Annotated in this window: 17 protein-coding genes; 9 read left to right on the top strand and 8 right to left on the bottom strand. The window is 50.7% G+C overall.

Annotation, left to right across the window (positions count from 1 at the left end):
- Positions 1–144 precede the first annotated feature (144 nt).
- Together C2M24_RS08790 and C2M24_RS08785 are read right to left on the bottom strand one after the other, a co-directional pair.
- Positions 145–864: a PP2C family protein-serine/threonine phosphatase gene (locus tag C2M24_RS08790; protein ID WP_105201515.1), complete on the bottom strand. Its 720-nt coding sequence runs from the start codon at positions 862–864 to the stop codon at positions 145–147.
- A gap of 250 nt (positions 865–1114) precedes the next feature.
- The gene (locus C2M24_RS08785) at positions 1115–1840 is read right to left on the bottom strand and encodes a tetratricopeptide repeat protein (protein ID WP_105201514.1); all 726 of its coding nucleotides are present in this window, start codon (positions 1838–1840) and stop codon (positions 1115–1117) included.
- A gap of 290 nt (positions 1841–2130) precedes the next feature.
- Between C2M24_RS08785 and ppc the strand changes: the two genes are divergently transcribed.
- Both ppc and cdd read left to right on the top strand, forming a co-directional pair.
- Complete coding sequence (ppc, locus tag C2M24_RS08780) at positions 2131–4755, top strand: phosphoenolpyruvate carboxylase (protein WP_105214281.1); 2625 nt, start codon at positions 2131–2133, stop codon at positions 4753–4755.
- 92 nt (positions 4756–4847) lie between these two features.
- Entirely contained in the window at positions 4848–5735 is an 888-nt protein-coding gene (gene cdd / locus C2M24_RS08775; RefSeq protein WP_158683737.1) for a cytidine deaminase, read from the top strand.
- On the opposite strand, the gene udp is transcribed toward cdd, so the two are convergent.
- Positions 5696–6454, bottom strand: a complete 759-nt coding sequence (udp, locus tag C2M24_RS08770; protein ID WP_105214277.1) for a uridine phosphorylase — start codon at positions 6452–6454, stop codon at positions 5696–5698. The genes cdd and udp overlap by 40 nt on opposite strands.
- A gap of 164 nt (positions 6455–6618) precedes the next feature.
- Between udp and C2M24_RS08765 the strand changes: the two genes are divergently transcribed.
- From C2M24_RS08765 to C2M24_RS08750, 4 genes are all read left to right on the top strand, one after another.
- The gene (locus tag C2M24_RS08765; protein WP_105201510.1) at positions 6619–7398 is read left to right on the top strand and encodes a DUF2189 domain-containing protein; all 780 of its coding nucleotides are present in this window, start codon (positions 6619–6621) and stop codon (positions 7396–7398) included.
- 288 nt (positions 7399–7686) lie between these two features.
- A complete protein-coding gene (locus C2M24_RS08760; RefSeq protein WP_105214274.1) occupies positions 7687–8796 on the top strand; it encodes an arginase family protein in 1110 nt (369 codons plus the stop codon).
- 111 nt (positions 8797–8907) lie between these two features.
- Positions 8908–10569 (top strand): hypothetical protein, encoded by a 1662-nt coding sequence (locus C2M24_RS08755; RefSeq protein ID WP_105214272.1) that lies wholly within the window; start codon positions 8908–8910, stop codon positions 10567–10569.
- Between the two features lie 88 nt (positions 10570–10657).
- Positions 10658–12280, top strand: coding sequence for a diacylglycerol kinase family protein (locus C2M24_RS08750; protein ID WP_105214270.1), 1623 nt, complete (start codon positions 10658–10660; stop codon positions 12278–12280).
- 167 nt (positions 12281–12447) lie between these two features.
- On the opposite strand, the gene maiA is transcribed toward C2M24_RS08750, so the two are convergent.
- Together maiA and hmgA are read right to left on the bottom strand one after the other, a co-directional pair.
- Positions 12448–13074 (bottom strand): maleylacetoacetate isomerase, encoded by a 627-nt coding sequence (gene maiA, locus C2M24_RS08745; RefSeq protein ID WP_105214268.1) that lies wholly within the window; start codon positions 13072–13074, stop codon positions 12448–12450.
- Entirely contained in the window at positions 13074–14375 is a 1302-nt protein-coding gene (hmgA, locus tag C2M24_RS08740) for a homogentisate 1,2-dioxygenase (protein WP_105214266.1), read from the bottom strand. The genes maiA and hmgA overlap by 1 nt, the downstream gene beginning before the upstream one ends.
- A 114-nt stretch (positions 14376–14489) precedes the next feature.
- Between hmgA and C2M24_RS08735 the strand changes: the two genes are divergently transcribed.
- Positions 14490–14936: a MarR family winged helix-turn-helix transcriptional regulator gene (locus tag C2M24_RS08735; RefSeq protein WP_105214264.1), complete on the top strand. Its 447-nt coding sequence runs from the start codon at positions 14490–14492 to the stop codon at positions 14934–14936.
- 52 nt (positions 14937–14988) lie between these two features.
- Here C2M24_RS08735 and C2M24_RS08730 read toward each other — a convergent pair whose 3' ends face one another.
- Both C2M24_RS08730 and C2M24_RS08725 read right to left on the bottom strand, forming a co-directional pair.
- Positions 14989–18132, bottom strand: a complete 3144-nt coding sequence (locus C2M24_RS08730; RefSeq protein ID WP_105214262.1) for a TonB-dependent receptor — start codon at positions 18130–18132, stop codon at positions 14989–14991.
- A gap of 87 nt (positions 18133–18219) precedes the next feature.
- Positions 18220–19008, bottom strand: a complete 789-nt coding sequence (locus C2M24_RS08725; protein ID WP_158683736.1) for a S1/P1 nuclease — start codon at positions 19006–19008, stop codon at positions 18220–18222.
- 262 nt (positions 19009–19270) lie between these two features.
- On the opposite strand from C2M24_RS08725, the gene C2M24_RS08720 reads away from it, so the two are divergent.
- Positions 19271–20161 (top strand): PhnD/SsuA/transferrin family substrate-binding protein, encoded by an 891-nt coding sequence (locus tag C2M24_RS08720; protein ID WP_105201502.1) that lies wholly within the window; start codon positions 19271–19273, stop codon positions 20159–20161.
- Positions 20158–21147 carry a hypothetical protein gene (locus tag C2M24_RS08715; protein WP_105214258.1) on the top strand — a complete coding sequence of 330 codons (990 nt, stop codon included), beginning with the start codon at positions 20158–20160 and terminating at the stop codon, positions 21145–21147. Before C2M24_RS08720 ends, C2M24_RS08715 begins: the two co-directional genes overlap by 4 nt.
- On the opposite strand, the gene ushA is transcribed toward C2M24_RS08715, so the two are convergent.
- Positions 21134–22753, bottom strand: a complete 1620-nt coding sequence (gene ushA, locus C2M24_RS08710; protein ID WP_105214245.1) for a bifunctional UDP-sugar hydrolase/5'-nucleotidase UshA — start codon at positions 22751–22753, stop codon at positions 21134–21136. The two genes, C2M24_RS08715 and ushA, sit on opposite strands and share 14 nt — an antisense overlap.
- Positions 22754–22811 lie beyond the last annotated feature (58 nt).

Raw genomic sequence — 22811 nt, 5'->3', positions numbered from 1 at the left:
ATTTTAACAAGGATAATGAGCGCAACTTATTGATCTAAATCAGTATGGCATGGCTATTGATGGCGCAGTTGTACCGAACTTTGATCTAGCGCAAGGGCTGGGGCAAAAATCGCCGTCGCTGGTAAGGAAAAAGGTTGGCAGGTTTTACTCGCCCTGCTTAACGAGTATACAGGTGACGTTGTCGCCGGCGCCGTGAGAGAGCGCCGAGTGCATCAAGGCCTTGCCGGCACTGTGTATATTAGTGGCGTTTAGTGACACTTCTATTTCAAAGTCGGATAGCTTGTCCGTTAAGCCGTCACTGCATAATAAAAAGATATCCTGCTTGTGCCTTTTACCATGCATCACTTCTACCTGAACTTGGCGTTTGACGCCTAGGGCCCGCACTACCTCATGTTGCAGCGGGTGGCTGGCCGCTTGCGCCGAGGTGATCACTCCGGTATCAAGCAACAGGTTGATCCGGCTATGATCCCGGGTCTGTTGCTCCAGTTGATTGTTTCTAAATAGGTAACCTCGGCTGTCGCCGACCCAGATAAAATAGAAATCAGGGCCATCCAGGACCAGGGCGACCGCAGTTGAACCCATGGTTTTTCCCTGCATATACAGCTGTGAGTAGTCGAAAACTTGTCTATTGGCGTCTTCAAAAGCGCTGACCAGGGTGAGGTAGAGTGGAATGTTGTGAGGGCGCTTAAGCAGCTGCTGTTTGACGACTTCAATCACCTGCGCACTGGCGTATTCGCCCCCGCTGTGCGCACCCATGCCATCGGCAACCACCCAGACTCCTTGCTCGGGAAGTGCCAATAAGGCGTCTTCATTTTTGCTGCGAATAACGCCGCGATGGCTTTGTGCAAAGCTGTTCAGTTGCATGCCCTTGTCCACTGAGGTGGTATTGTGAGCATCTTCGCCATATACCGAGCACAGCGGAGAAAAATATAAGAGCGAGCGTCCATTAATCTTGTTTATTCCCTTGGGTTAGTCAATGAAAACACAGTAGGTGGTAACTCACACCTTGCCTCGTATATAAATCCTTGTGGGCTCAATATTAGCTGGATACTCTAGGGAATGCCGCCGCTGGCCGGGCTTTGCTGTTGAAAAACAAAGCCCGTTTAGCTTGTCTTTAAAGGCGTCGGCCTTCACCTACGTAACGTCCGGCGAGGATCCTTTCATACATATCATTGGCGGTTCTTTTCGCGCGCTCAATGGCATCCGGTTGTAGTCTACGCTCATCGAGCTTGCGGCTGGTGCTGGCATCCATATTGCCGTTGAACTCGGCGATACTGTTCCAGATGTATGATTTTTCGATGCTTTTTGGTACGCCTAGGCCTTCGTAATACATCAGCGCCAAGTTAAATTGGGCTAAAGTGTAATTCTGCGCTGCGGCTTGTTGATACCAGTCTACCGCTGTAGGGTAGTCTTTGAGCACGCCTTCGCCATTGGTGTACATAACGCCGAGGTTAAACTGGGCGGCGGCTACACCCTTTTTAGCGGCACCGATAAAAAGTTGTACTGCACGTTGTGAGTCCACTTTCACGCCTCGGCCTTCTTGATACATCACGGCGAGTGAAAACATGGCATCGGCGTATTCTTTGTCTACAGCTTGTTGGTAGAGTTGCGCTGCTTTGTATTGATTTTTGGCGACGCCATAACCATTTTCATACAGCTGGGCAAGTTCATAAATCCCTGGCGCAAAGCCCTTGTCGGCAAGATATTGAAATTCGCTGATGGCGGTTTCAAAATCACCCACATTGGCGGCAGCAATTCCTTCTTCTAAACCAGCTTGGGCAGGAGGGGTGAGCACGAGTGCAGTGCACAGACTCACAGTGTATAAGGTAAATCGCAACATAGTGTGTCTCCGAGAATGGCTGCTATCTATCTGATTCTAGCCTTGTTATCCATTATTATCCAAAGTCTATCGAGAAATAACCAAAGAGAGTTAGAAGTTTTTTAGTTATATCTAAGACCTAGCAGTAGGATACAAAATTGTTACTTTTGATTGCAGGCTATATGTCCGCTTTATGCTCAAGGCGAAGCTTCGGTCTATTCATCCCCTCGGCCTAAGACGCAAGCCTTTAATTTTGACCCAATTCCATGCTACAACAAGTTAAATTCTGCACACCGGATATGGAGAGAGGAATGAGCGACCAATACAGCGCACTGCGCAGCAATGTGAGTTTGTTAGGGCAAATACTGGGACACACCATAGAGCAGGCCTTAGGTGCGCCAGCTTTAGAAAAGGTTGAAGCCATTCGTCAATTGGCCAAGAGTTCACGTACTGGTGACGAGCAAGCCCGGGAGCAGCTGCTGAACGAGTTGCATCGCCTTAGCGACGATGAGCTCCTGCTGGTGGTGCGCGCCTTTAACCAGTTTTTAAATCTGGCCAATGTGGCAGAGCAGTACCACACGGTTTCGCGTCATGCGGATACAGGTTTTTGCCAGCTCGACCCTCTCAAACAGACGCTAAAACGCCTGAAACAGAGTAATATCGGCAGCGAGCAAATAGCGCAGGCGCTGGCCAAACTCGATATTAACCTAGTATTGACGGCGCACCCCACCGAGGTAACTCGACGCACATTAATCAACAAGCATGTGCAATTGAGTGATTGCCTCGATAAGCTTGAACTCGACAAACTCTTGCCGACCGAACGCACCCAGTTGCTTGCGCGTATGCGCCAGCTTATCGCCCAGGCCTGGCATACGGATGAAATACGGCACAGCCGGCCAACGCCGCTGGATGAGGCCAAATGGGGCTTTGCTGTGATAGAAAACAGTCTGTGGCAAGCGGTGCCCGAATATGTGCGTGAGCTCGATACCCTGTTGCAGCAGGAGTTAAATATGAGCCTGGCATCCAGTGCCCGACCTGTGCGTTTTACTTCCTGGATGGGCGGCGATCGGGACGGCAACCCTTATGTTACCGCCGAGGTGACCCAAAGCGTGCTCGAACATGGCCGCTGGATGGCCCTGGACTTGTATATTCGCGATTTGAATCAGCTTATCAATGAGCTTTCCATGCATTCGGCCAGCGAAGAGCTATTGGCGCTCAGTGGCCCAAGCCATGAGCCTTATCGTCAGGTGCTCAAAGCGCTGCGCAGCGACTTACAGCAGACCCATAAATATCTGGAAGCAAAAATTACCGGTCAGCCAAGTCGGGGTGAAAACCGTATTACCGACATCAAGCAAATCATCAATGTGCTGCAAATGTGTTATCGCTCTTTATGCAGCAATAAGATGGCGGTCATAGCCGATGGTCTGCTGCAAGACACTATAGTGCGCTGTCGCTGCTTTGGCCTGCAGCTGAGCCAGCTCGATATTCGCCAAGACAGTGACAAACATGCCCAGGTACTGGCGGAGATCAGCCAATATCTGGAGTTGGGCGATTACTGTGCCTGGGATGAGCAGACCAAGCTGGCCTTTTTAGCCAAGGAGTTGGCCAATCCGCGGCCTTTGTTGCCCCGCCATTGGCAGCCGTCCGAGCAAACCCAGGAAGTGCTCGATACCTTCAGGGTGATTGCCGACAACCACGCCGATAACTTTGGCATCTATATAATTTCCATGGCCCGTCAGGCTTCCGATGTGCTGGCGGTGAAGTTGCTGTTAAAAGAGGCTGGCTGTGCGTTCAATATGCCGGTGGCGCCTCTGTTTGAAACCTTGGACGACCTTAATCGCGCCCCCGAGGTGATGCGCACTCTCTATGATAATGAGGTTTACCGCGCCGTGATGGGTGAGCAGCAATACGTGATGATAGGCTACTCCGACTCGGCCAAGGACGCCGGCATGATGGCTGCAGGCTGGGCCCAGTACAGCGCCATGGAATCCCTGGTTACCCTAAGCGATGACTGTGATATTGAGCTGGTACTCTTTCATGGCCGTGGCGGCACGGTGGGCCGTGGCGGCGCACCGGCGGCTCAAGCCCTGCGCTCGCAACCGCCGGGCAGCTTGAAAAACGGCCTGCGGGTGACCGAGCAGGGGGAAATGATCCGTTTTAAATACGGTCTTGCCAGTGTCGCCAAGCAAAGCCTGCACCTGTATGTGGGCGCCGTGCTTGAGGGCAATCTATTGCCTCCGCCGCAACCCGAGCCGCAGTGGCGCGAGGTCATGGCGGTAATAAGTGAGAAGTCCTGTGAACATTATCGCGCCATAGTGCGTGGCAATAAGGATTTCGTTCCTTATTTCCGCAGCGCCACACCTGAGCAGGAGCTGGGTAAACTGCCCCTAGGTTCACGACCGGCAAAACGTAATCCGGACGGTGGCGTAGAAAGCCTAAGAGCGATCCCTTGGATATTTGCTTGGTCGCAAAACCGGTTAATGCTGCCGGCCTGGTTGGGTGCTTATCAGGGATTGGCGGCAGCCATAGAGGAATTTGGTGAGCAACACCTGGCCTTGATGAGCCAGCAATGGCCCTTCTTCCGCACCCGTTTGGAAATGCTGGAAATGGTGTTTTGTAAAGCTGACAGCTGGCTTAGCGCTTATTATGACCAGCGCCTGGTGGCGTCGCATCTGCAACCCTTGGGTGAGCAACTGCGCAGTGAACTGGCACAGGCCACGGCGCTTATCAAGGAGTTGAGCCCTGAGCATACCTTGCTTGGTCATCAGCCCTGGATCCGCGAGTCCATTGCCCTGCGAAACCCCTATACCGACCCCTTGAATGTGCTTCAAGTTGAGCTATTGAAGCGGGTGCGCGCCGGTGGCTCGGTGGCCTTGGACAATGCTTTGATGATCACCATGGCCGGTATCGCCGCCGGGATGCGTAATACCGGCTAAGTTAGTGTAAAGTAGCGCTAATGCGGGCCAGGTTGCCGCGTTAGCGCCACTAGGTTACTATCGCCATAAACTGCTAAACAAAAGGACAGCTTGTGTGTCCAACCCCCATGCTTGAAAGTATCAAGCAACAGCGCGGCATTATTAGCGCACAGCAATTTGAAAATCTCAGCCAATTGCTGGGAAATAATCACAAAGACACCGCACAGTGGCTGTTAACCCAGATACAGCCCTGGGCAGTTGCGCCCATTTCCCAGTTTCAGGTGGCGGCTTTGGTGCATGCCCGCAATCATCAGGGTGAAGAGTTCTACGCCGCCGGAGTCAATGTTGAGTTGCCCCATTGCGGGCTAGAGAGCGCCGTGCATGCGGAGCAAACCGCGCTGCATAATGCCTGGCTCAATGACGCCTGTGAGCTTCTGCACTTGTACGTCAGTGCCACGCCTTGTGGCTATTGTCGCCAGTTTATCAAGGAGTTTTGTGCCGGCACTGGACTTGCAATCAGTATTGGTGAGGTTGAGGCGACGCTGAGTGAGTTATTACCTCTGGCGTTTGGGCCAAACGATCTAGGAGTAAGTGAGCGTATCTTGGCTGAGCAAAAAGGCAATTGTTGCGGTCTTGGCAAATGTGATGATGTCGAGCCACTGCAGCAGCAATTGCATCGGCATCTGCAGCTCAGTTATGCGCCCTACAGTGGTGGTCAGGCGGCGCTGATGTTAAGCATGGGCGAGCAGCATTTTTATGGCCGTTATATTGAAAATGCCGCCTTTAATCCCAGTTTCCATCCCTTGCTGGCGGCCTTTAGTCAGGTGGCGCTCTTGGGGCAGGGCATTGATTTTAACGCCATAGACAGGGTGTTCCTCTGTGAGCTGGATAGCCTTAAATCACATCGGGACAGCACCGAGGCTATGGTGCGACGCTTAGCGCCGCAGGCCAGGTTTCAATATCACTGTGCCAATAGTAGCGCCGCCGCTGCCAGTACCTGAGTGATGGCGCGCTGCTCTATGGCGGCAATATCCACAGCCGGGATCTCCTGATCGCAACGATTCACCAGCACCCCGGCGATACAACCGGCGCGCAGTCCTAAGGCGCTGCACATGGTCAGCAGGGTGGCCGATTCCATTTCATAGTTCATTACTTTAAGGGCTTGCCACTGTGCCATGCTGCCTTGCAGATGTTGAGGCACATAGCCGCTGTGGGTGTCGTAGCGCTCCTGACCCGGGTAGAAGGTATCGCTGGAGGCGGTAATGCCGATATGGTGTGCTTCCTTGCTTTGCTCGCAGGCGGCGACTAAGGCGGCGGTGGCTCTAAAGTCGGCAACCGCAGGGTAGCTGGGGGGAGCAAAGTGGTGCGAGGCACCGTCGAGGCGTACCGAGGCATGGGTAATAAGCAACTCGCCGACCTTAATATGGGGCTGAATGGCGCCCGTGGTGCCGACGCGTAAAAAGGTATCGACCCCCAGTTGCGCCAGCTCTTCAACGGCAATGGAAGTTGACGGGCCGCCGATACCTGTGGAGCAGACCACCACACTGTGGCCGTTCAATTCGCCAAGATAAACATGGAATTCGCGATGCTGCGCCAGACATTGATGATTATCCAGTTGCTGCGCTATTACTGCGGCTCGCTCAGGAGCGCCGGGAATAATAGCCAGGGTGGCGCCGTTTAATTGATCTTTTGAAATGCCAAGGTGAAACATTGTTTTCATATTAACTCTCTGATCCCTATGCGTGTTAAGCGAGCAAGTATGCCTATGCTGGCGCGCCGGGGCGTTTTTTATAAGGACATATGTCCGAATTTGCTCCTGTGCCCGCTTGCCAGCGCCGTAAATCTCAACTAGATGTTAAATAACATCATCAGAGGAGTTAGCGTATGGCCGTATCGTCAAATGCCACCAGTCATGGCGAGTTCGCTCGTTGTTTTGAATGTAATCGAATTAGCCCCTTGGCGCCACTGCATTGGTTAGCCCTGGCCTTTAACGATATGGCGCGGGCGCCGATTTTAAGCCTGATTTATGGTCTGGTTTTTACCCTGATCCCCGCCACCATTTTATTCTTTATTTATTCCAGTCAAACTCATTTGGTGATCTTGCCGGCAACCGTGGCCTTTGCCTTGGTGGGCCCGGCCTTTGCCGCCGGTCTTTATGATGTTGCCTGGGAGCTGGAAAAGGGTCATACCCCCACCTTATGGCACAGCCTTAAGTCCATGTTTCGTAACCCAGCCGGAGAGTGGGGCTTTGCGGTGCTGCTGATGGTGATCATGATAGTCTGGATGCGTTTAGCGGCGTTGGCGCATGCCCTGTATCCGAATACTGTGAACCCCAGCTTTGAAGAGTTGAGCGCGTTTTTAACCTTGGGCAGTATTATAGGTGGGGTCTTGCTGGTAACCGTGTTTGCCATTTCCGCCTTTACCCCACAGATCATGATGGAGCGCCGGGTGGATTTGATGACCGCTGTGGTCAGTTCCATGCATGCAGTACGCAATAATATTGCCGCCATGGTGGTTTGGTGTATCTGTATTGTCTGTTTGATTTTACTTGGCTTTCTGACCGGCGCCGCCGGCTTTATCGTGATTATGCCCTGGCTGAGTTATGCCAGTTGGCACGGTTACATCGCTACCATTAAAACCAAGCGCCCCCGTAGTTACGAGTAGACGAATTCGCTTATCGGCTGGCTTATGCAGCATTTATGCATAGCCAGTCACCTTCCCCAGTTACGCCTGTTCGCTTGGGTTTGACTTCTGCGCTCGGCTTGTATATTGATCCTGTATTGGTGCCGATTTAACGCCGATGTGAAATAAATAAATAAATAAAAATCAATGTCTTATGTGTTGGTTTTTATTTTCCTGAGCGTGCTAAGGAAAATCCTTGAGGCGCTCTGGAGTCATTTTCATCGACACCGGCGGTAAATCGAAAAACTGCATAAATATTGAGGAGATAGCATGACCGCTAAGTGGCAAGACTTTCGAACTAAGGTAGCACAGTGCTTGTGTCCACCGGGTAATGGTGTATTTACGGTAAACACGGCGCAGGAGCGCAAGGCGGCATTACAACAGAAGCTTTATGGCCAAACCGACAATATTGAAGCTCTGTGGCAAGCGTCTCTCGATGGTCTGCAAACGACCGAGCACAAGGCGGTGATGCTGGGGATCAGCTCCGATTGTGGCGGCGGTATTTTGCGCGGCGCCAACTGGGGTCCGCTATTTTTACGCAACACCCTGATTGAACAACAGCCTCAGGCGAAAGCCTTTGATTTGGGCGATGTGCGTGTCATTCCGCATCTGTTGCACGACAAATATTTGAACGAAGGCACTATCAGCAACTGTCAAAAGGCCCTCTATGCGGATACCGACAGTGAGTACCATGTAAGCCCATTATCCATCACAGAGGACGTGTGCACCGACTTTTATGCCAACTTCCCAGAAAAGGGGATCTTCGGTATCGGTGGCGACCACTCAATCAGCTATCCGTTGACCAAGGCGTACCTAAAAGCCAAGCGCGAGCAGGGCAAGAAGGTAGCCATTATTCACTTTGATGCCCACACAGATCTTTTGGTAGAGCGATTGGGTATCGATTTGTGCTTCGGCTCTTGGTGCACCCATATCCTTGAGTACTTGCCAAGCCCGGCGCATTTGATCCAATTCGGGATCCGTTCAAGTGGCAAGCCTAAATCCCATTGGGAAGGCACCTTTGGTGTGAAGCAACACTGGGCTCACGAAATCAATGAGCGCGGCACAGATGCGGTAGTAGCTGAAGTATTGGCTCAGCTACATGCTGATGGCGTTGATGAGCTTTATGTCAGTTTTGATATTGATGCCCTGGACTCAGAATTTGCCTCGGCCACCGGCACGCCGGAAAAAGACGGTCTTAATCCACAACAGGCATTGGATATTCTTGGCGCACTGGCCGCCGAGTTCCCCATTACCGGCGCCGATATGATGGAGATTGCTCCTTTCACCGACAGCTCGTTAGAGGGTAAGTCGAGCTCGGAAACAACGTTGCGTGAAGGTGCAAAAATCTCGGCATTCTTGCTTGAGCAAATGAATAAATAAGCTTGATTTTCCTGAGAAATCAGCAATAAAAAGAGCGCATTAGCGCTCTTTTTTGTGGCCGCTTTGTGGCAATATAAACAAGTGTCAGCATAAAATTTTGCGAGTGTTTCTATGAGCTATCCCTTCTTTCACCTTTACAGCCTGACTCCCCGAGCCTTGTTACTGAGCGCCAGTGCTTTGATTATGTCCTGTATGCCTTACCAGGCATGGGCGCAAACTCAGGTCTTGGTCGGCGGTGGTCTACAGGTATGCTCATCTATGACGCCCGAGCATTGTCAACAAAGTCGTGAAGGTGGTAAAACTCACACTCGCTATCTAGTGGACGATAAGGCCCTGACTCGTCTGGAGACACACTGGCCATCTCAGTATCAGGCGCAAAAAGAAAACACGGTAGAGGCGCTTAAAGCACTTGTTAGCGAGCAAGCGATGACGCAGGAGCAATTACTAGCGCTTTGGTATCAACAAGACCCTCAGGCTCAGCTTTTGGCTCGTCCCCTTTATTATTATGTACTCGATACCCTGGAGTTGGCTGAGCCTTCTCAGAAAGTGCGCCTCGATACCCACGTAAATAGCCATGAGGCTACTGGGGATATACTTGCCTTTATGCAAAGCTCAATTAGCGTTGCTGCGGGGCAACAGGCGCAGCCACCTCAGGCGCTGATGCTAACTAGCGCCAGTCGCGACCCTTATGCGGCGGCCCATTATTATCAGCAGTTACTCGCTGGCGATGGCATCGACAGCCAGTGGCTACCTCTCACGCCAGCGCTGGCCAAGGCGCTTAGCCAGGGGCGCTGCGATAAGCTCAACGAATTTCGCCAACAAGCACTGATCTTTGACAGAGCGCGGGTGTACCCTGAGCGTATCGCCGAGGAGCAGGCACTGTGCAGCCAAGGAGTCGAGGCCCTGACAGCCCAGATAGAGGCAGCAAGTGCGGTATTTTTTAATGACGGCGATCAAGCGCTTGCCAGCGCGGTGCTGTATGACGAGCAGGGCAAGGAATATCCTTGGACTGAAGCCTTGCGCACCCGCCCGGTTATTCTTGCCAATGGCACTGGCAGTGCAATACAAAGTGGCGGTAGTAACGCCAAGGGTGCCGTGGCCATGATCACCGGCGGCGATGCCTTTGCTGCCCTTGAAAACAAGGTAGAACTTGCGACCAAGCCAACCAGTTTGCCTTCTGGCTATGCAGCCATCAGCTATGAGCCCGAAGGGGGCCTGGGAACCTTTAACTACGGGGTGCTGGATACGCAATTTAGCGATGACAACCGCAGCCTGCGCTTGCACAGCCTGTTATATGGGGCCGGGCAACTGGCCGGTTATGGCATAGATGCCGGCAGCGCCTTGGTGGTTATTACATCCGGTCAGGACAATATAGGAACCGTGCTTGGTGAGGCGGGGGTTGTTAAGATCCAGCCCCTGGATAAACGCAGCTTTCGTTACAGCTATTATCCGAGTGGCGTGCGTTTGACGTTAGAGCGGCAGCAATGGCGCTTAGCCACCGATACAAAGGCCATAGAGGTCAAGGGCCCAGACGCTCAGGCACTGCCACAAATGCGCTTTGGCGATATCCTCTATGATGGCAAGTTGCGCAGCCTGACTCAGGCCATGTGTTTATCAAACAGCAAGATGGCCTTGGCCACGCAATATACTCGCGGTCAGTATTGGGATTTTACCCTGCGCAGCGATCAGCAAACCCGTATGCTGAATACCGATATTAGTGCCAACGCCTGTGCCATCGAAGGGCTTATTATTGAATTTGCGCCACGGAATTAGTGTTTTATCAGCTAATTATTGATGACGGGCTTGCGTCTACTTGGTAGCGTGATACTTTTACAATATAAACGCTTACCAGGAGTGGTTGATGTTTGCAGCAATTGCATACTTGGTGTTGGCCGTGATCTTATGCACCACGGCTTGGATGATAAGGCTTCCCTATATCGCAATCTTTTTTTATTGGAGTGCGTTGTCCTTATTTTTGGTGTCTCTGGCTTATATTGCCAACGCCGGGAAGGTTTTCCGTAAGCGTCAAAACGGCACTATTCCCTGGTATATCCGCTGGGCCTTTATCCCCTTTTTGCTGGGGGCGCAACTTTATAACGCCTGGCAGCGACGCAATGATAAGGTGCCGCCCATTCAGGAAGTCGAGCCCGGTTTATTCCTCGCCTGCCGACTTTTCCCGCCCGATGTTGATACCCTAAAACATGAAAACGTCACCGCCATTTTAGATGCTACCTGTGAATTTGATGGCCTGGACTGGACGGTAATGGGCGAGCATATCAGTTATTTAAATATTCCGGTTTTGGATCATGCCGCGCCAAACAGGGCGCAGTTGCGCCAGGCCATTAACTGGATCCATCATCACCGTAAGCGCAAACGTAACGTCGTAGTACACTGTGCTTTAGGCCGTGGCCGCTCTGTGCTGGTGATGGCCGCCTACTTGCTGGCCAAGGAACCTGATGCGGATGTCGATGAGGTGTTAGAGCGCATTCAGGAAACCCGGGAAACCGCCAATTTAAACCGCTTCCAGCGTAAAGCGCTGAAGAAAATGCACCAGCGCGGCGAGCTGGTGGTGCGCAACCGCGTTTGCCTTATTGCCAATCCGGTATCCGGGCGCAAGCTGTGGACCGATAAAAAGCACGATATCATGTCCAGCCTCAACAGCTATTTTGATATGTCGATAAAAACCACCACGGAAACTAAAAATGGTACGGACTTAGCGCGTGAGGCCATGGCTGAGCATCCGGATATGATCATCGCCTGTGGCGGCGATGGCACCATAGCCGAGGTGGCTTCGGTCACAGTCAATACCGATGTGGCTCTGGGGATTATTCCCTTAGGCACGGCTAATGCCTTAGCCCATGTGCTGATGGGCATTGAAAGCAAGGCCTTTGGCGTGCAAAAGGCGCTGGATGTATTGATCAGCGGCGATGTAAAGGCCATGGACACAGCCACTTGCAATGACGAGCTGGTACTGCTTTTGGTGGGCATAGGTTTTGAGCACAAGATGATAGAGTCGGCGCACCGTGAAGCTAAGAACAACAGTGGTCAGTTTGCCTATTTGCAGGGCTTTTGGCAGGCGCTCAGCGAACATAAGGCCAAAGACTATACGCTTACTCTGGATGATATGCCGGCACAGGAAATTCACACCAATAGCATGATCATTGCCAATGCGGCGCCTGTCTTTACCTTATTGGCGCAAGGGCAGGGTCAGCCGGAGCATGACGACGGCCTGCTCGATGTAAACTGGCTGGAGCCGACTAAAAATTCCAATGTGAATGTGCTCAGTATCGCCGAGCTGGCATTTAACAGTGTGGCGCAGACCCAGCTCGACCGACATGCACACCACACTCACGCCAGGCGGGTAGCGGTGAGTTGTGCTGAGGGCATAGACTATGTTATCGACGGTGAAACCCGTCAGGCAGAGTCATTGGAAATTAGGGTGCAACCGGCATCATTAAAAGTGATGGTACCGAGTAAGCCTTAGGTAAGTTATAGATGAAGCCCTGGCTTAAAGCGGGCATTAGATTTGTGCGCGGATAGATGGGCTCGCGCCCATGCTTTGCTTGATGCGGCAACAGTGCCAAGGTGCTTGCCGAAGCCGGCAAGCACAGTATGAGTATCACTTTGCTATTAAAAGCCGCATTTAGGCCCTTATTGTGCGTCGATTTGCTGCTCAGGGGCTGCGTCTGCGAATGCTTTAAGGGTATTACAATGCTGGTAAACTGCCATGATCTTCGGGTAGTTATCCATGGGTACCTTAAAGCGCAGGGCGTTAAATACCTGAGGCACTAAACATACATCGGCCAGGCTCGGCTGGTCGCCACAGCAAAACTGTGTGTCGCCAAGCAGTTGTTCAACCTTGTCGAAGCCGGTGATGATCCAGTCTTGATACCACTTTGTTTTTTGCTCATCGCTCACACCCAGCTCATTACTTAGGTATTTCAAAACGCGCAGGTTGTTAAGCGGGTGAATGTCCACGGCAATGGCATAGGCCAGGTTGCGAATTTGTGCGCGCTGCCAGGCATCGCCACTGAGCAGAGGGGCCTGCTCTGTGGTTTCATCCAGCCACTCAAGAATGGCCAGAGATTGCGCCAGCACGCCTTGCTCCGTCTCTACCGCAGGCAATAAGCCTTGCGGGTTTTTGCCGAGATACGCTTCGCCTTCTTGCTCAGACTTAAGCAGGTTAACCGGTACTAATTCGTGATCGACGTTTTTCAGATTCAGGGCGATACGCACCCGATAAGCCGCCGAAGAGCGAAAATAGCTATATAATTTCATTACTTAGCTCCGTTAAAGTGCTTTTTGATGCCTTTCCAGCAATCCAGGTAGTCGCCTTGACGCTCCTGACCCTCGAGTGCGTATTTGGTCGGCGCTATGATGTAGCGAGACTCAAACATAAAGGCAAGTGTGTCTTCGTAGCGTACCGGCTCAAGCTCAGCATTGCTAGCCTTTTCAAATACTTCAGCTTCTGGACCATGAGGCGACATACAGTTGTGCAGGCTTGAACCGCCAGGCACAAAGCCCGCTTCTTTGGCATCGTACACACCTTTGATCAGACCCATAAACTCGCTCATGATGTTGCGATGATAGTAAGGTGGGCGGAAAGTGTGCTCGGCAACCATCCAGCGCTCAGGGAAGATCACGAAATCAACGTTGGCCACGCCTGGGGTGCCCGACGGTGAGGTCAATACGGTGAAAATTGATGGATCCGGGTGATCATAGCTCACCGTGTTCATGACATTGAAGCGCGCCAGGTCGTACTTGTACGGGGCACTGTTACCTGTCCAAGCGACAACGTCTAGTGGTGAGTGCTTGATATTGGCGCGATAAAGCTGACCGCTGAATTTAGCCACGATCTCGAAGTCGCCTTCGATGTCTTCAAATGCGGCAACCGGGTATTGGAAGTCACGGTCGTTGGCGTAACCATTGGCGCCCACCGGACCACGTTCAGGCAAAATATATGGGTTGCCGTAGTTTTCACAGATATAACCACGTACCGGGCCATCCGGTAGTTCTACAGAGAACTTCATACCGCGTGGGATCACCGCAATTTCGCCGGCGCCGATCTCTAAAATACCGCACTCGGTTTTCAGACGCAGACGTCCTTGTTGTGGCACAAACAGCATTTCACCGTCGGCATTGTAGAAGTAACGACCTTCCATAGACTGGTTAGCCACATAAATATGAATACCAATACCGGCTTGGCCATTCACACTGCCATTGGCGGCCATAGTCACCAGACCGTCGATAAAGTCGGTTGCCTGCTCAGGGATAGCAACCGGATTCCAACGCAACATGGTTGGCGGCGTTGGCACTTCGGTAATAGGGGCTGAGCGCAGCAGGCCATTGTCCATTAGCTCGTAATCGCCTTGAATTACTGAAGGGCGAATGCGGTATAGCCAGGTACGGCGGTTTTCGCCACGAGGTGCGGTAAAGGCGGTGCTGGAAAATTGCTCCGCGTACAGGCCGTAGTTTACTTTTTGTGGGCTGAACTGGCCAATAGGCAGGGCATTCTCAAGGGCTTCGGTTTCAAATTCGTTACCAAAACCTGTCATATATTCAAGGCTGTTATTTGTCATGGTGTCACTCCTGTTGTATTGTGTTTGAAGATACTCTCATGTGAGACTAATTTCAAATCCCATCTCTAATTCGGGTGTAAGAAATTATTTACGTTAACTTAAGGTAAGCAGACTATGGCTTTTAAGCTGGACACCTTTATTCCCTATTTGATGACCTTAAGCGGCGCCAAGGTGAGCGAGGCCTTTGCTCAGGTTTATGGCGGGCAACTGACTAACCCGCAATGGCGCATCGTTTGCCATCTGGCTCAGACCGAAAAGGGCCTAACATCAAGGCAGTTATGCGATACGGCCATGTTGGATAAATCAACGGCCTCGCGGGCGATTAATGAATTAGAGCAGCTTGATTGGCTAACAGTGAGTGCCTGTGCCAAGGATAAACGGGCCAAACAGGTGCGTTTAAGTGAGCAGGGTAGACAGCAATTTAATGCCTTGATCCCAGAGGCTTTGCTCTGGCAGCAGGAACTGCTGGCGGGATTTTCTGAGCAGGAAAAGGCACTGCTGGTGGATTTATTGCGCCGCCTGGAGCTGCGCGCCGCAGATATAAAAAAGGCCCATCAGTAGGGATGGGCCTTGGCTTAACTTTGCGCCAGGCGCAAATTTGCGTTAAAGGTTATTAGAAGGTGTAACGAACACCGATACGCATTTCCCACAGTGACGCATCGCGTTGAACTGCTGTATTTACGTTGTTGGCGTTGAAGTTATGATAAACGTACTGGCCATTTTCGTTGATGCTGGCACCTACTAGACGGTTACCTACGAATGAACCTTTTTCGTATGTACCCCAGTCGTCGTTAAGCAGGTTAGTCAGGTTATCGATAACGAAGAAGGCTTCGCCCTTATGACCGTCCATAAAGCCAGGAAGCTCTTGGCTTACTTTTAAGTCGAACTTAACAAACCAATCGGCGTTTTCTGAGTTACGGCCTGTGATAGAGCCGCGCTTCAGATTTTCTTCTTCGATAAAGGCATTGAATGCTGCTAGATCGAAGTTCTCGCCGTAAACTACGTTAGGATCGTTCTCAAGTGGAATGTAAAGTAACTGACGGCCGCCATTGGCGTTTTCGTCACCCCACAAGGCATCGCCTTGGGCACCCGTGCCTCTATCGCTACCCGCGAAGGTGTAGCTGTAAGGCAGGCCTTCACTTGCTTGACCGAATAGGCTAAAGCGCGTCGCATAACCATCGATAAACTCATGGGTATAGCCAAGGTTTAAAGTGAAGCGGTGCGGCACATTGTAGTCCGACGTATGTGAACCCGGGTTGCCAGGGTTGGTTGTTGCCAGGTTGCCATAGTTAGAGCCGGCTACCGAGCTGGTCATTGGGTTTACGTCTTCAGAGTCGGTGTAAGAATACGCGAAGCTGAAGTCGATACCATTGTCATACTTCTTGCTGATGGCAGCAGAAAGTACAGTGGCTTCACCATCATCACTGCCTACGTTGGTAAGCATGTATTCGCCATCACGGCCTTCAAGTGATTCATAGATAGGACGACCGTCAAAGGTAGTGTCACCACTGTCTTTTAGTGCCAGGTCCGTAAGAATCGCAGAGTCTTGCTTACGTGAATGTAATAGATCTACGCTTAGCACGTAATCGCTTTCGAACGTGTATGTTGCACCGATTGAGTATTTCCACTCAGAAGGTACTTCGAAGTTAGGGTCGATCACGTTAACTGTGCCATCGCCCTGACCGATAGGCGTATTGGCAACCTGATCATACTGGGCTTGAGGGATATCATAACCCGGTGTGCCGCCATCGAAGTTGGTCATTGCTGTGTTGAACAGGTCAACATTGCTTAAACGGGTATAGATATTGGTTACACCGTCGTTTGAATAGGCATTCGATACCCATACGTTCGGGTTACCACCAGAGAACAGACCTACACCGGCACGCACTTCAAGGGCTTCATCCACAAACCAGTTAAAGCCAACGCGTGGCTGAATCAGGTCAATGCCATCTAGGTTTTGCTGGTTAGAGAAACCGTAACGATTCTCGAAGTTAGCATTGTAGTTCGGGTTATCGTCACTGGTGTACTTGTCGTAACGAACACCAAAGGTCAAGGTTGCATCCAGGTCGCTAAATGCATACTCGTCCTGAATGTAGAAGGTGTGCTGAGCGAATGAGAATTTCGCTGCCGCGTCCGCTGGGTTGTTGGTACCGGCCGAGTTATTGTACTCAATGCGATTAGCTAGACCCGCTTCAAAGTCATCGATTGAGCTGAAACGGAACTCACCCTGAGTATGCTGCATAAACATGTTGAATACGTCGATTTCTTCGTACTCATAACCACCTGTTAGGGTGTGCTGGTCAAGGTAATAAGTACCCGCTAGCTTGAAGGTAGTGGTTTCGTAGTTAAGGTCATTTGAATGACGTGAGTCATCCGGACCAATGTAAACCGTACCACCATCGGCAGTATTGATTTGGAATTCACCAAAACCAGAGGCTGCGTCAAGAGATTCTACGCGCGCGTCCAGCTCAGACTTACCGATACGTACTTCGGTTGAGAAGCTGTCGTTCCAGTCCGAGTATAATGAACCTATGATAGAGGTGAACTCGGCACCTTGCTCATAGTAGTGGCTGTTTAGCGATAAACGCGTGCTGCCAGTATCTGATTGTGACAGGGTAAAACCGTCGTTATAGTTGTATACCAAGCTGGCACGGTGATCATCATTGATGTTCCAATCTAGTTTAACCAAGATTTTTTCATCATCTACCGGCGCACTCGCAGGTGTAGTACCGGCGTCATAGTTGTACACGCGTTGGCTGATTTCCTGGATACGTGCCACGTCAGCAGCGCTTACACTGCCTGTGTCCAGGGCGCCATAGTTAAACTGAGCAACACCTTCAAGCTTCTCGTAAGAAGTGAATAGGAAGAGCTTGTCTTCTAATAGCGGCAGACCTACGTTGAAGCCGTAGCGCTTCTCGTTGTAGTCACCATTGTCGTATTCTTTACCATCGACTTCGTCACCCTTCATTGAATCATTGGTGTAGTCGAAGAATACGCCGCCGTGGATTTCGTTAGTACCAGACTTGGTTACGGCGTTGATGTTACAAGCGGTAAAGCCACCGTATTGAACATCAAAAGGCGCCATCTCAACGGCAACCTGCTCGATTGAATCGAATGAGAAAGGCGGGCGTACCGTTGGGTAACCGTTTGAACTTAAACCGAAGTTGTCGTTCATGCGCACGCCGTCAAGGGTTAAGCTGTTGTAGCGTGGGTTAGCACCACCACAGTGGATAGCATCACGGCTTTCGTCTACGTATACGCGCGGGTCGATACGAACGATATCTTTAATGTCACGGTTGATGGCCGGTGCCGTTTCCAGGTCTTCTTGAGTGAAAGTGGCTGTTGGGCCGGTACCGCCAGAAAATGAACTAATAGGACGACCGGTTACTACGATCTGTTCCATATCGGTTTTTGCTTGTAGCTGCACGGTTACCGGATATTCTTTACCCAGTGACAGCTGTACGTTTTCGATCAACTGATCTTCGAACTTATCAGAGTCGATGATTACGTTGTAAGGACCACCTACACGCAGACCCTTGGCACTGAAGTAGCCAGCGTCGTTAACAACGGCGGTTTTAGATGAACCCGTTGGTAGGTGGATAATGGTCACCACAGTGCCAGCAGCAGGGTTGCCGGCAGGGCCAGTGATCTGACCTTTAATTGATGATGACGTTTCGTTTGCAAAAGCACCAGTGGATACACCCATGGTTGCTGCGATAGCAGCAGAGATGGCCGTTTTCCTAAGTTGCATTTTCATGTTGTTGTTTCCCGTGTTAAGTTTATCTAGTTAAACAATTCATTATCATCGGCCGCAAAGCTTGGGCCGATACTTATTTTTGTGCGGCTAGGCCGCGGTTCCTTGGTATAACTGGTTTAACAGCGCCGCTAGACGTAAGCCACCGCGGCGAAGTTGTTGCTCTACTATTGCCTGGTATTGATAGACATACTCGTACCCTAACTGCTCATTGCCCTGGGCATAGATGCTGGTTGCCAGTTGATGCGACTCCAGTAGCCAGGCTTTGACGTCAACGTTTTTATTTTGCGTGACTTGGCTTTGGGTACAGCATATAAAATCTTTGTATTCAGAATATGACAATTGTTGGTGTGCGATTAATTGTGTGTCCCAAAGGCGATGTAAATTGGTCACTTGCGAGAAAAATTCGACATTAATGCGATTACCGCCACGGTCGGCGCTGCGGCCTACATGCAGGGGCTGATGAATATCGCCAATAAGATGAATTAAAAAACGTAAATAAAATTGTTTGTCGGCGGCACTGGTATCCGCTTTGCTTAGCGCCGATATGGCGGTGAGAATAGCGCTGTAGGCATCTTTTATATCGGCCTTGTCGCTATGGGCTTGATGCTCGGTATTTAAAAATGCTTGCTGCGAGTCGATATTAATAAAGTGCCAGCGTGATGACTGACGTTGCCAAAATTGACCGGGAGCAGAGCGCATTTCATCGGCCCAGGTGCTGGCTCTTGCCAAACTCTGTCCTTCTAAAATAGCCATGACCTCGGCTTTTGCTTCGGCGCTTAAATGTTGCTCGGCGATGGCACCAATAATACGGTGACCATTTGCGCCCCAGGCCCATGCCTGGTTGCTAAAACTTATCCCAAAAGTTGTGCCCATCATCAAAACTGCTATTAGAGCGGCTTTAAATGAGCGGCGAATCAGCTGTAAATCCATTGTTGTTTTCACGTTGCATAGTTGCCCTGTGAGTTAAATTTTCCGAGTTTTTACAGTGAAAGAAAAGGACTTAAGGGGATTCATAATTACTTGTTAATAAATCTATTAAAACAATAGGTTATAATCTATGAATAAAATTACCTGTTGCAATAAGTAATAATAACTGGTGAAATGTCGGCAACGCAATTTCAATAAGCTATAAAGTCCGTTGCAATCGATCAAACGCTGGCGTGACAGCGCGCTGATATTAACAACTATTACCATTGTTGGTTTAATTAGTTATCTTGTCGGTCAGTATCGTCTGAATGCCCACTTGCCTCAGCTCGAATCCGTGCTTTCCACCTCATATAGCTGTAACACCTTGAGTGTCGGGAATAAAACCAGACTGACTCTGTTTGCGCCCAGTCAATCCCTAGCCAGTGAACTGGCACAGCAACTTTGTGTCGATGAGGTGGTATCAAAACAATATGGTGAGGTCTTTGCTTATTGGAGCGGCTCGTCTCAATACGAGGTGCATTTTCTTGGTAAGGGCCTGGCGCACCTGATTTTGGCCAAGGACAATATGATCCACGCCTTTGATGCCCGCAATACCTATGGCTATACGCCGCTGATTGGTTACCCCAGTTACACAGCTTACTTTATTGCCAGTCATGAAAAGCCAAAATTAGAGAAAGCGTATTTTCTCGATAAGCGTATCGGCCTAATTGACTATCCCACCAGTCGCTCGGGGCATATTATCCCCAAACAGGTATTTAAGGATTTGGATCTTAACCTTGATAGCCTGGATATCACCTTTGTGAACTCCCATGATGCGCTGCGTGACAAGCTAGCGCAGGGCGAATTAGATATTATCTCTTCTTACTGGCAGCAATCGGACCATCAGCGTTTTTCTGAGAACTATATCACCGCCATTGGCAGCAATATCAGCGGTAGTCACTGGTATCTTAAACGGGCTGCGGATAATCCTGATCTTGCCTGTGCCATTCAAACCAGGTTGATGACCCTGGCACAAGGGCGTGAGTCCAGTTATTTTAATGGCGCCAAACCCTATTGGCTGTGCCAACAGGGCGGTGGTCAATATTTAGGAGCGGGGCAATGAGTACCAGACGTTTAGTGGTGTCGCTGTTGCGCCGACGTTTTGCCAATCGCAGTTTTAATGCGCAAAAGGCGATCACCTTGTTTGCGCTCGGAACCTTATTTATCAGTATGCTGGCCTATTACCTGGGCGCTTTGGGGAGCTGGCAGCAAGGCCAGGCACAGGCATTGGCGCAGTTGAAAACACGTATCGCTTTAGATAGCAGCCATATTGGCTTGGCGTACCCTTTATTGGAAGTGCCCGCCGATGTTGAGCTTACCCAAGCCTACATAGAGAAACTGAACACGCATTTGCAGGCTCAGGATTATCCGCTGCAATTACAACAAATAGGCACAACGACCATCAACTCTGCGGCGGCGCCAAAGCACTTATTGTTGCAGCGCCCAGGAGCAGGTGAGCTGAGTATAGGATATTCATTGATGCCCATGCCGTTGCATCATGGGCTTAGCGTTTTACCCCTGTTGTTGAGCATCTTGGCGGCCTTATTTATTTGGCCCTGGTTTAAGGCTATGGAGGTTAAGTTGCAGGTGTTGGCCGAGAAGCCAGAAATTAGGGTGGAGAAAAAGAGCCTGTTATTGGACTTGGCCGATAAAAGTATACGTTATGGTGAACATGGGATGCGTGTGACCCTGGCCAATAAGCCGCTGTGCTTTTATCTGGCATTGTTGGAGTTTGCCATAGAGCACCCGACTGTGACCCTGAATCAAAATAAAGATGTGCCGGCTGAGCTATTGGATTTGGCGCACAAGTATTTCTCACGCCTGATTGAATTAGGCCACACCATTCGTAAGCGACCGAACTTCAGCAATAGCCTGGAGAAAACCCTGAGCGAGATCCGCGCTGCGTTAGACGAAGCCTTCACCGAGGACGGGGAGCAAAAAGACCCTTACTTCCCGCCTAAAGCCCATGGTGAAGGGTCACGCTCGCGGGTCCATCACTATGGGCTTAGCATCACAGATCCCTCGGCGTTTGAGGTTATCGGCAAGTAAAGGCTGCGGGCACCTCAATGGTGTCGAGCGGGCTGTGCTGTTGCACATAAGCGCTTAAAACGCTGGCATCGGCATCGCCGCTATCGACAAATCGCGGATCATTATTAAGCCTTGGATAGCCATCTCCACCGGCGGCATTGTAGCTGTTAATGCTCATGCGGTAGCTCTTGTCTGCCTTGATCGGCTCACCGTTAATACGTACCGACTTTAATGTAGCGCCGTCGCAGATGGCAGTAACATTGTTGAAATGAGCATAGGCGCCAGAGTCTGCCGGGTAGGCCGCTATTTTGCGAATATAGGCCAGCGCATCTTGGCCGCTAAAGTCGATATAACCGATGCGATTTTTAAACGGATGAACACGCAGGATGTCCTTATAGTTAATTTCACCGGCGACGATGGAGTCGCGAATTCCGCCGCCACTGATCACCGCAAAATCGGCCTTTACATGCTGCTTTTGTGCTTCTGTGATCACCTGTGCCAGGTTGGTAGGCATAAAGCGCACCTTGTTGCGATCGCCCTCAAGACGCACCTGGGTACTTCCCAGGGTAACGCTTAGCTTGCTCTGACCCTTGGCTTGATAAGGGGCAAGGAAGTTCACCATGTTTTGGTCTGGCTCAATATAGTTGCCAACCCATTGTTCTTGCTTATCTTTTAGATTTACTGGATGAAGTTGATAGTTAAGTAGGGTCACTTGCTCACCTTCGATGGCAAAGCGCGCCTCACCCACATACTTGCCCCACTCATGGGCCTGCATAATCCAGATGCCGTTTTGCTTATCCGGCTGGCAAGCCATGCCCGGGCGATAATCTGCAACTGCAACATTGGTGTCTTGCATACACACGGGCTCTTGCGAGTGGCCGCCGACTATCATGTCTATGGCGCCAGGGGCCAGCTGTCGTGCCAGGGTCACATCGCCCGGGGCATTAATGCCATGACCGGCATTAGTGTAATGGCCCATATGGGTTACGGCGATAATCACATCCGCTTGCTGGCGCTGCAAATCCGCCAAAATGGCATTGGTCGCCTTGGTGGGGTCGATAAAGTCGAAGGCACCGATAAAATCCGGGTTGGCGATTTTTGCCGTATCCGTGGTGGTAAGGCCTAACACGGCAATTTTAAGCCCTTGTTTATTGAGCATTACATAAGGCTGATAGGCATGCTTGCCATCGTCTTTATTTAAAATATTGGCGCTTAACAGCGGGAAATTCGCCCATTTTTGCTGTTTAGCCAACACAGATAATGGATTATCGAACTCATGGTTGCCTATGGCCATAGCGTCATAGCCGAGCATGCTCATGGCTTTAAAATCCGGTTCTGCTTGTTGTAAGTCGGACTCGGGAATGCCGGTGTTGATATCGCCGCCGGAAAGTAAGATCACCGCGTCATTGCGTTCTTTTGCTTGGGCGCGTAATTGTGTCAGCAGCGTGGCACGGGCGGCCATACCATATTCACCCTGAGCATTGGGCCAAAAACGGCCATGATGATCATTGGTATGCAAAACTGTGAGGTATTGGGTTTGGGCAGGCGCGTCTGGCGCGACATCCATGTTACTTGATTGTGTGCAGGCGCCGAGAAAAACGGCTGAAACTAAAAACAAAAGGCGCACGATACGATTCCCTTGAACGAATAAGTACGCCGATCTTAATGTAGTTTTATGAAGATTT

It is taken from the genome of Pseudoalteromonas sp. T1lg22, from assembly GCF_002964645.1.
Classification (GTDB): domain Bacteria; phylum Pseudomonadota; class Gammaproteobacteria; order Enterobacterales; family Alteromonadaceae; genus Pseudoalteromonas.
Note: the sequence above shows the minus strand (reverse complement) of the source record. Positions and strands in the feature narration are given on the sequence as shown.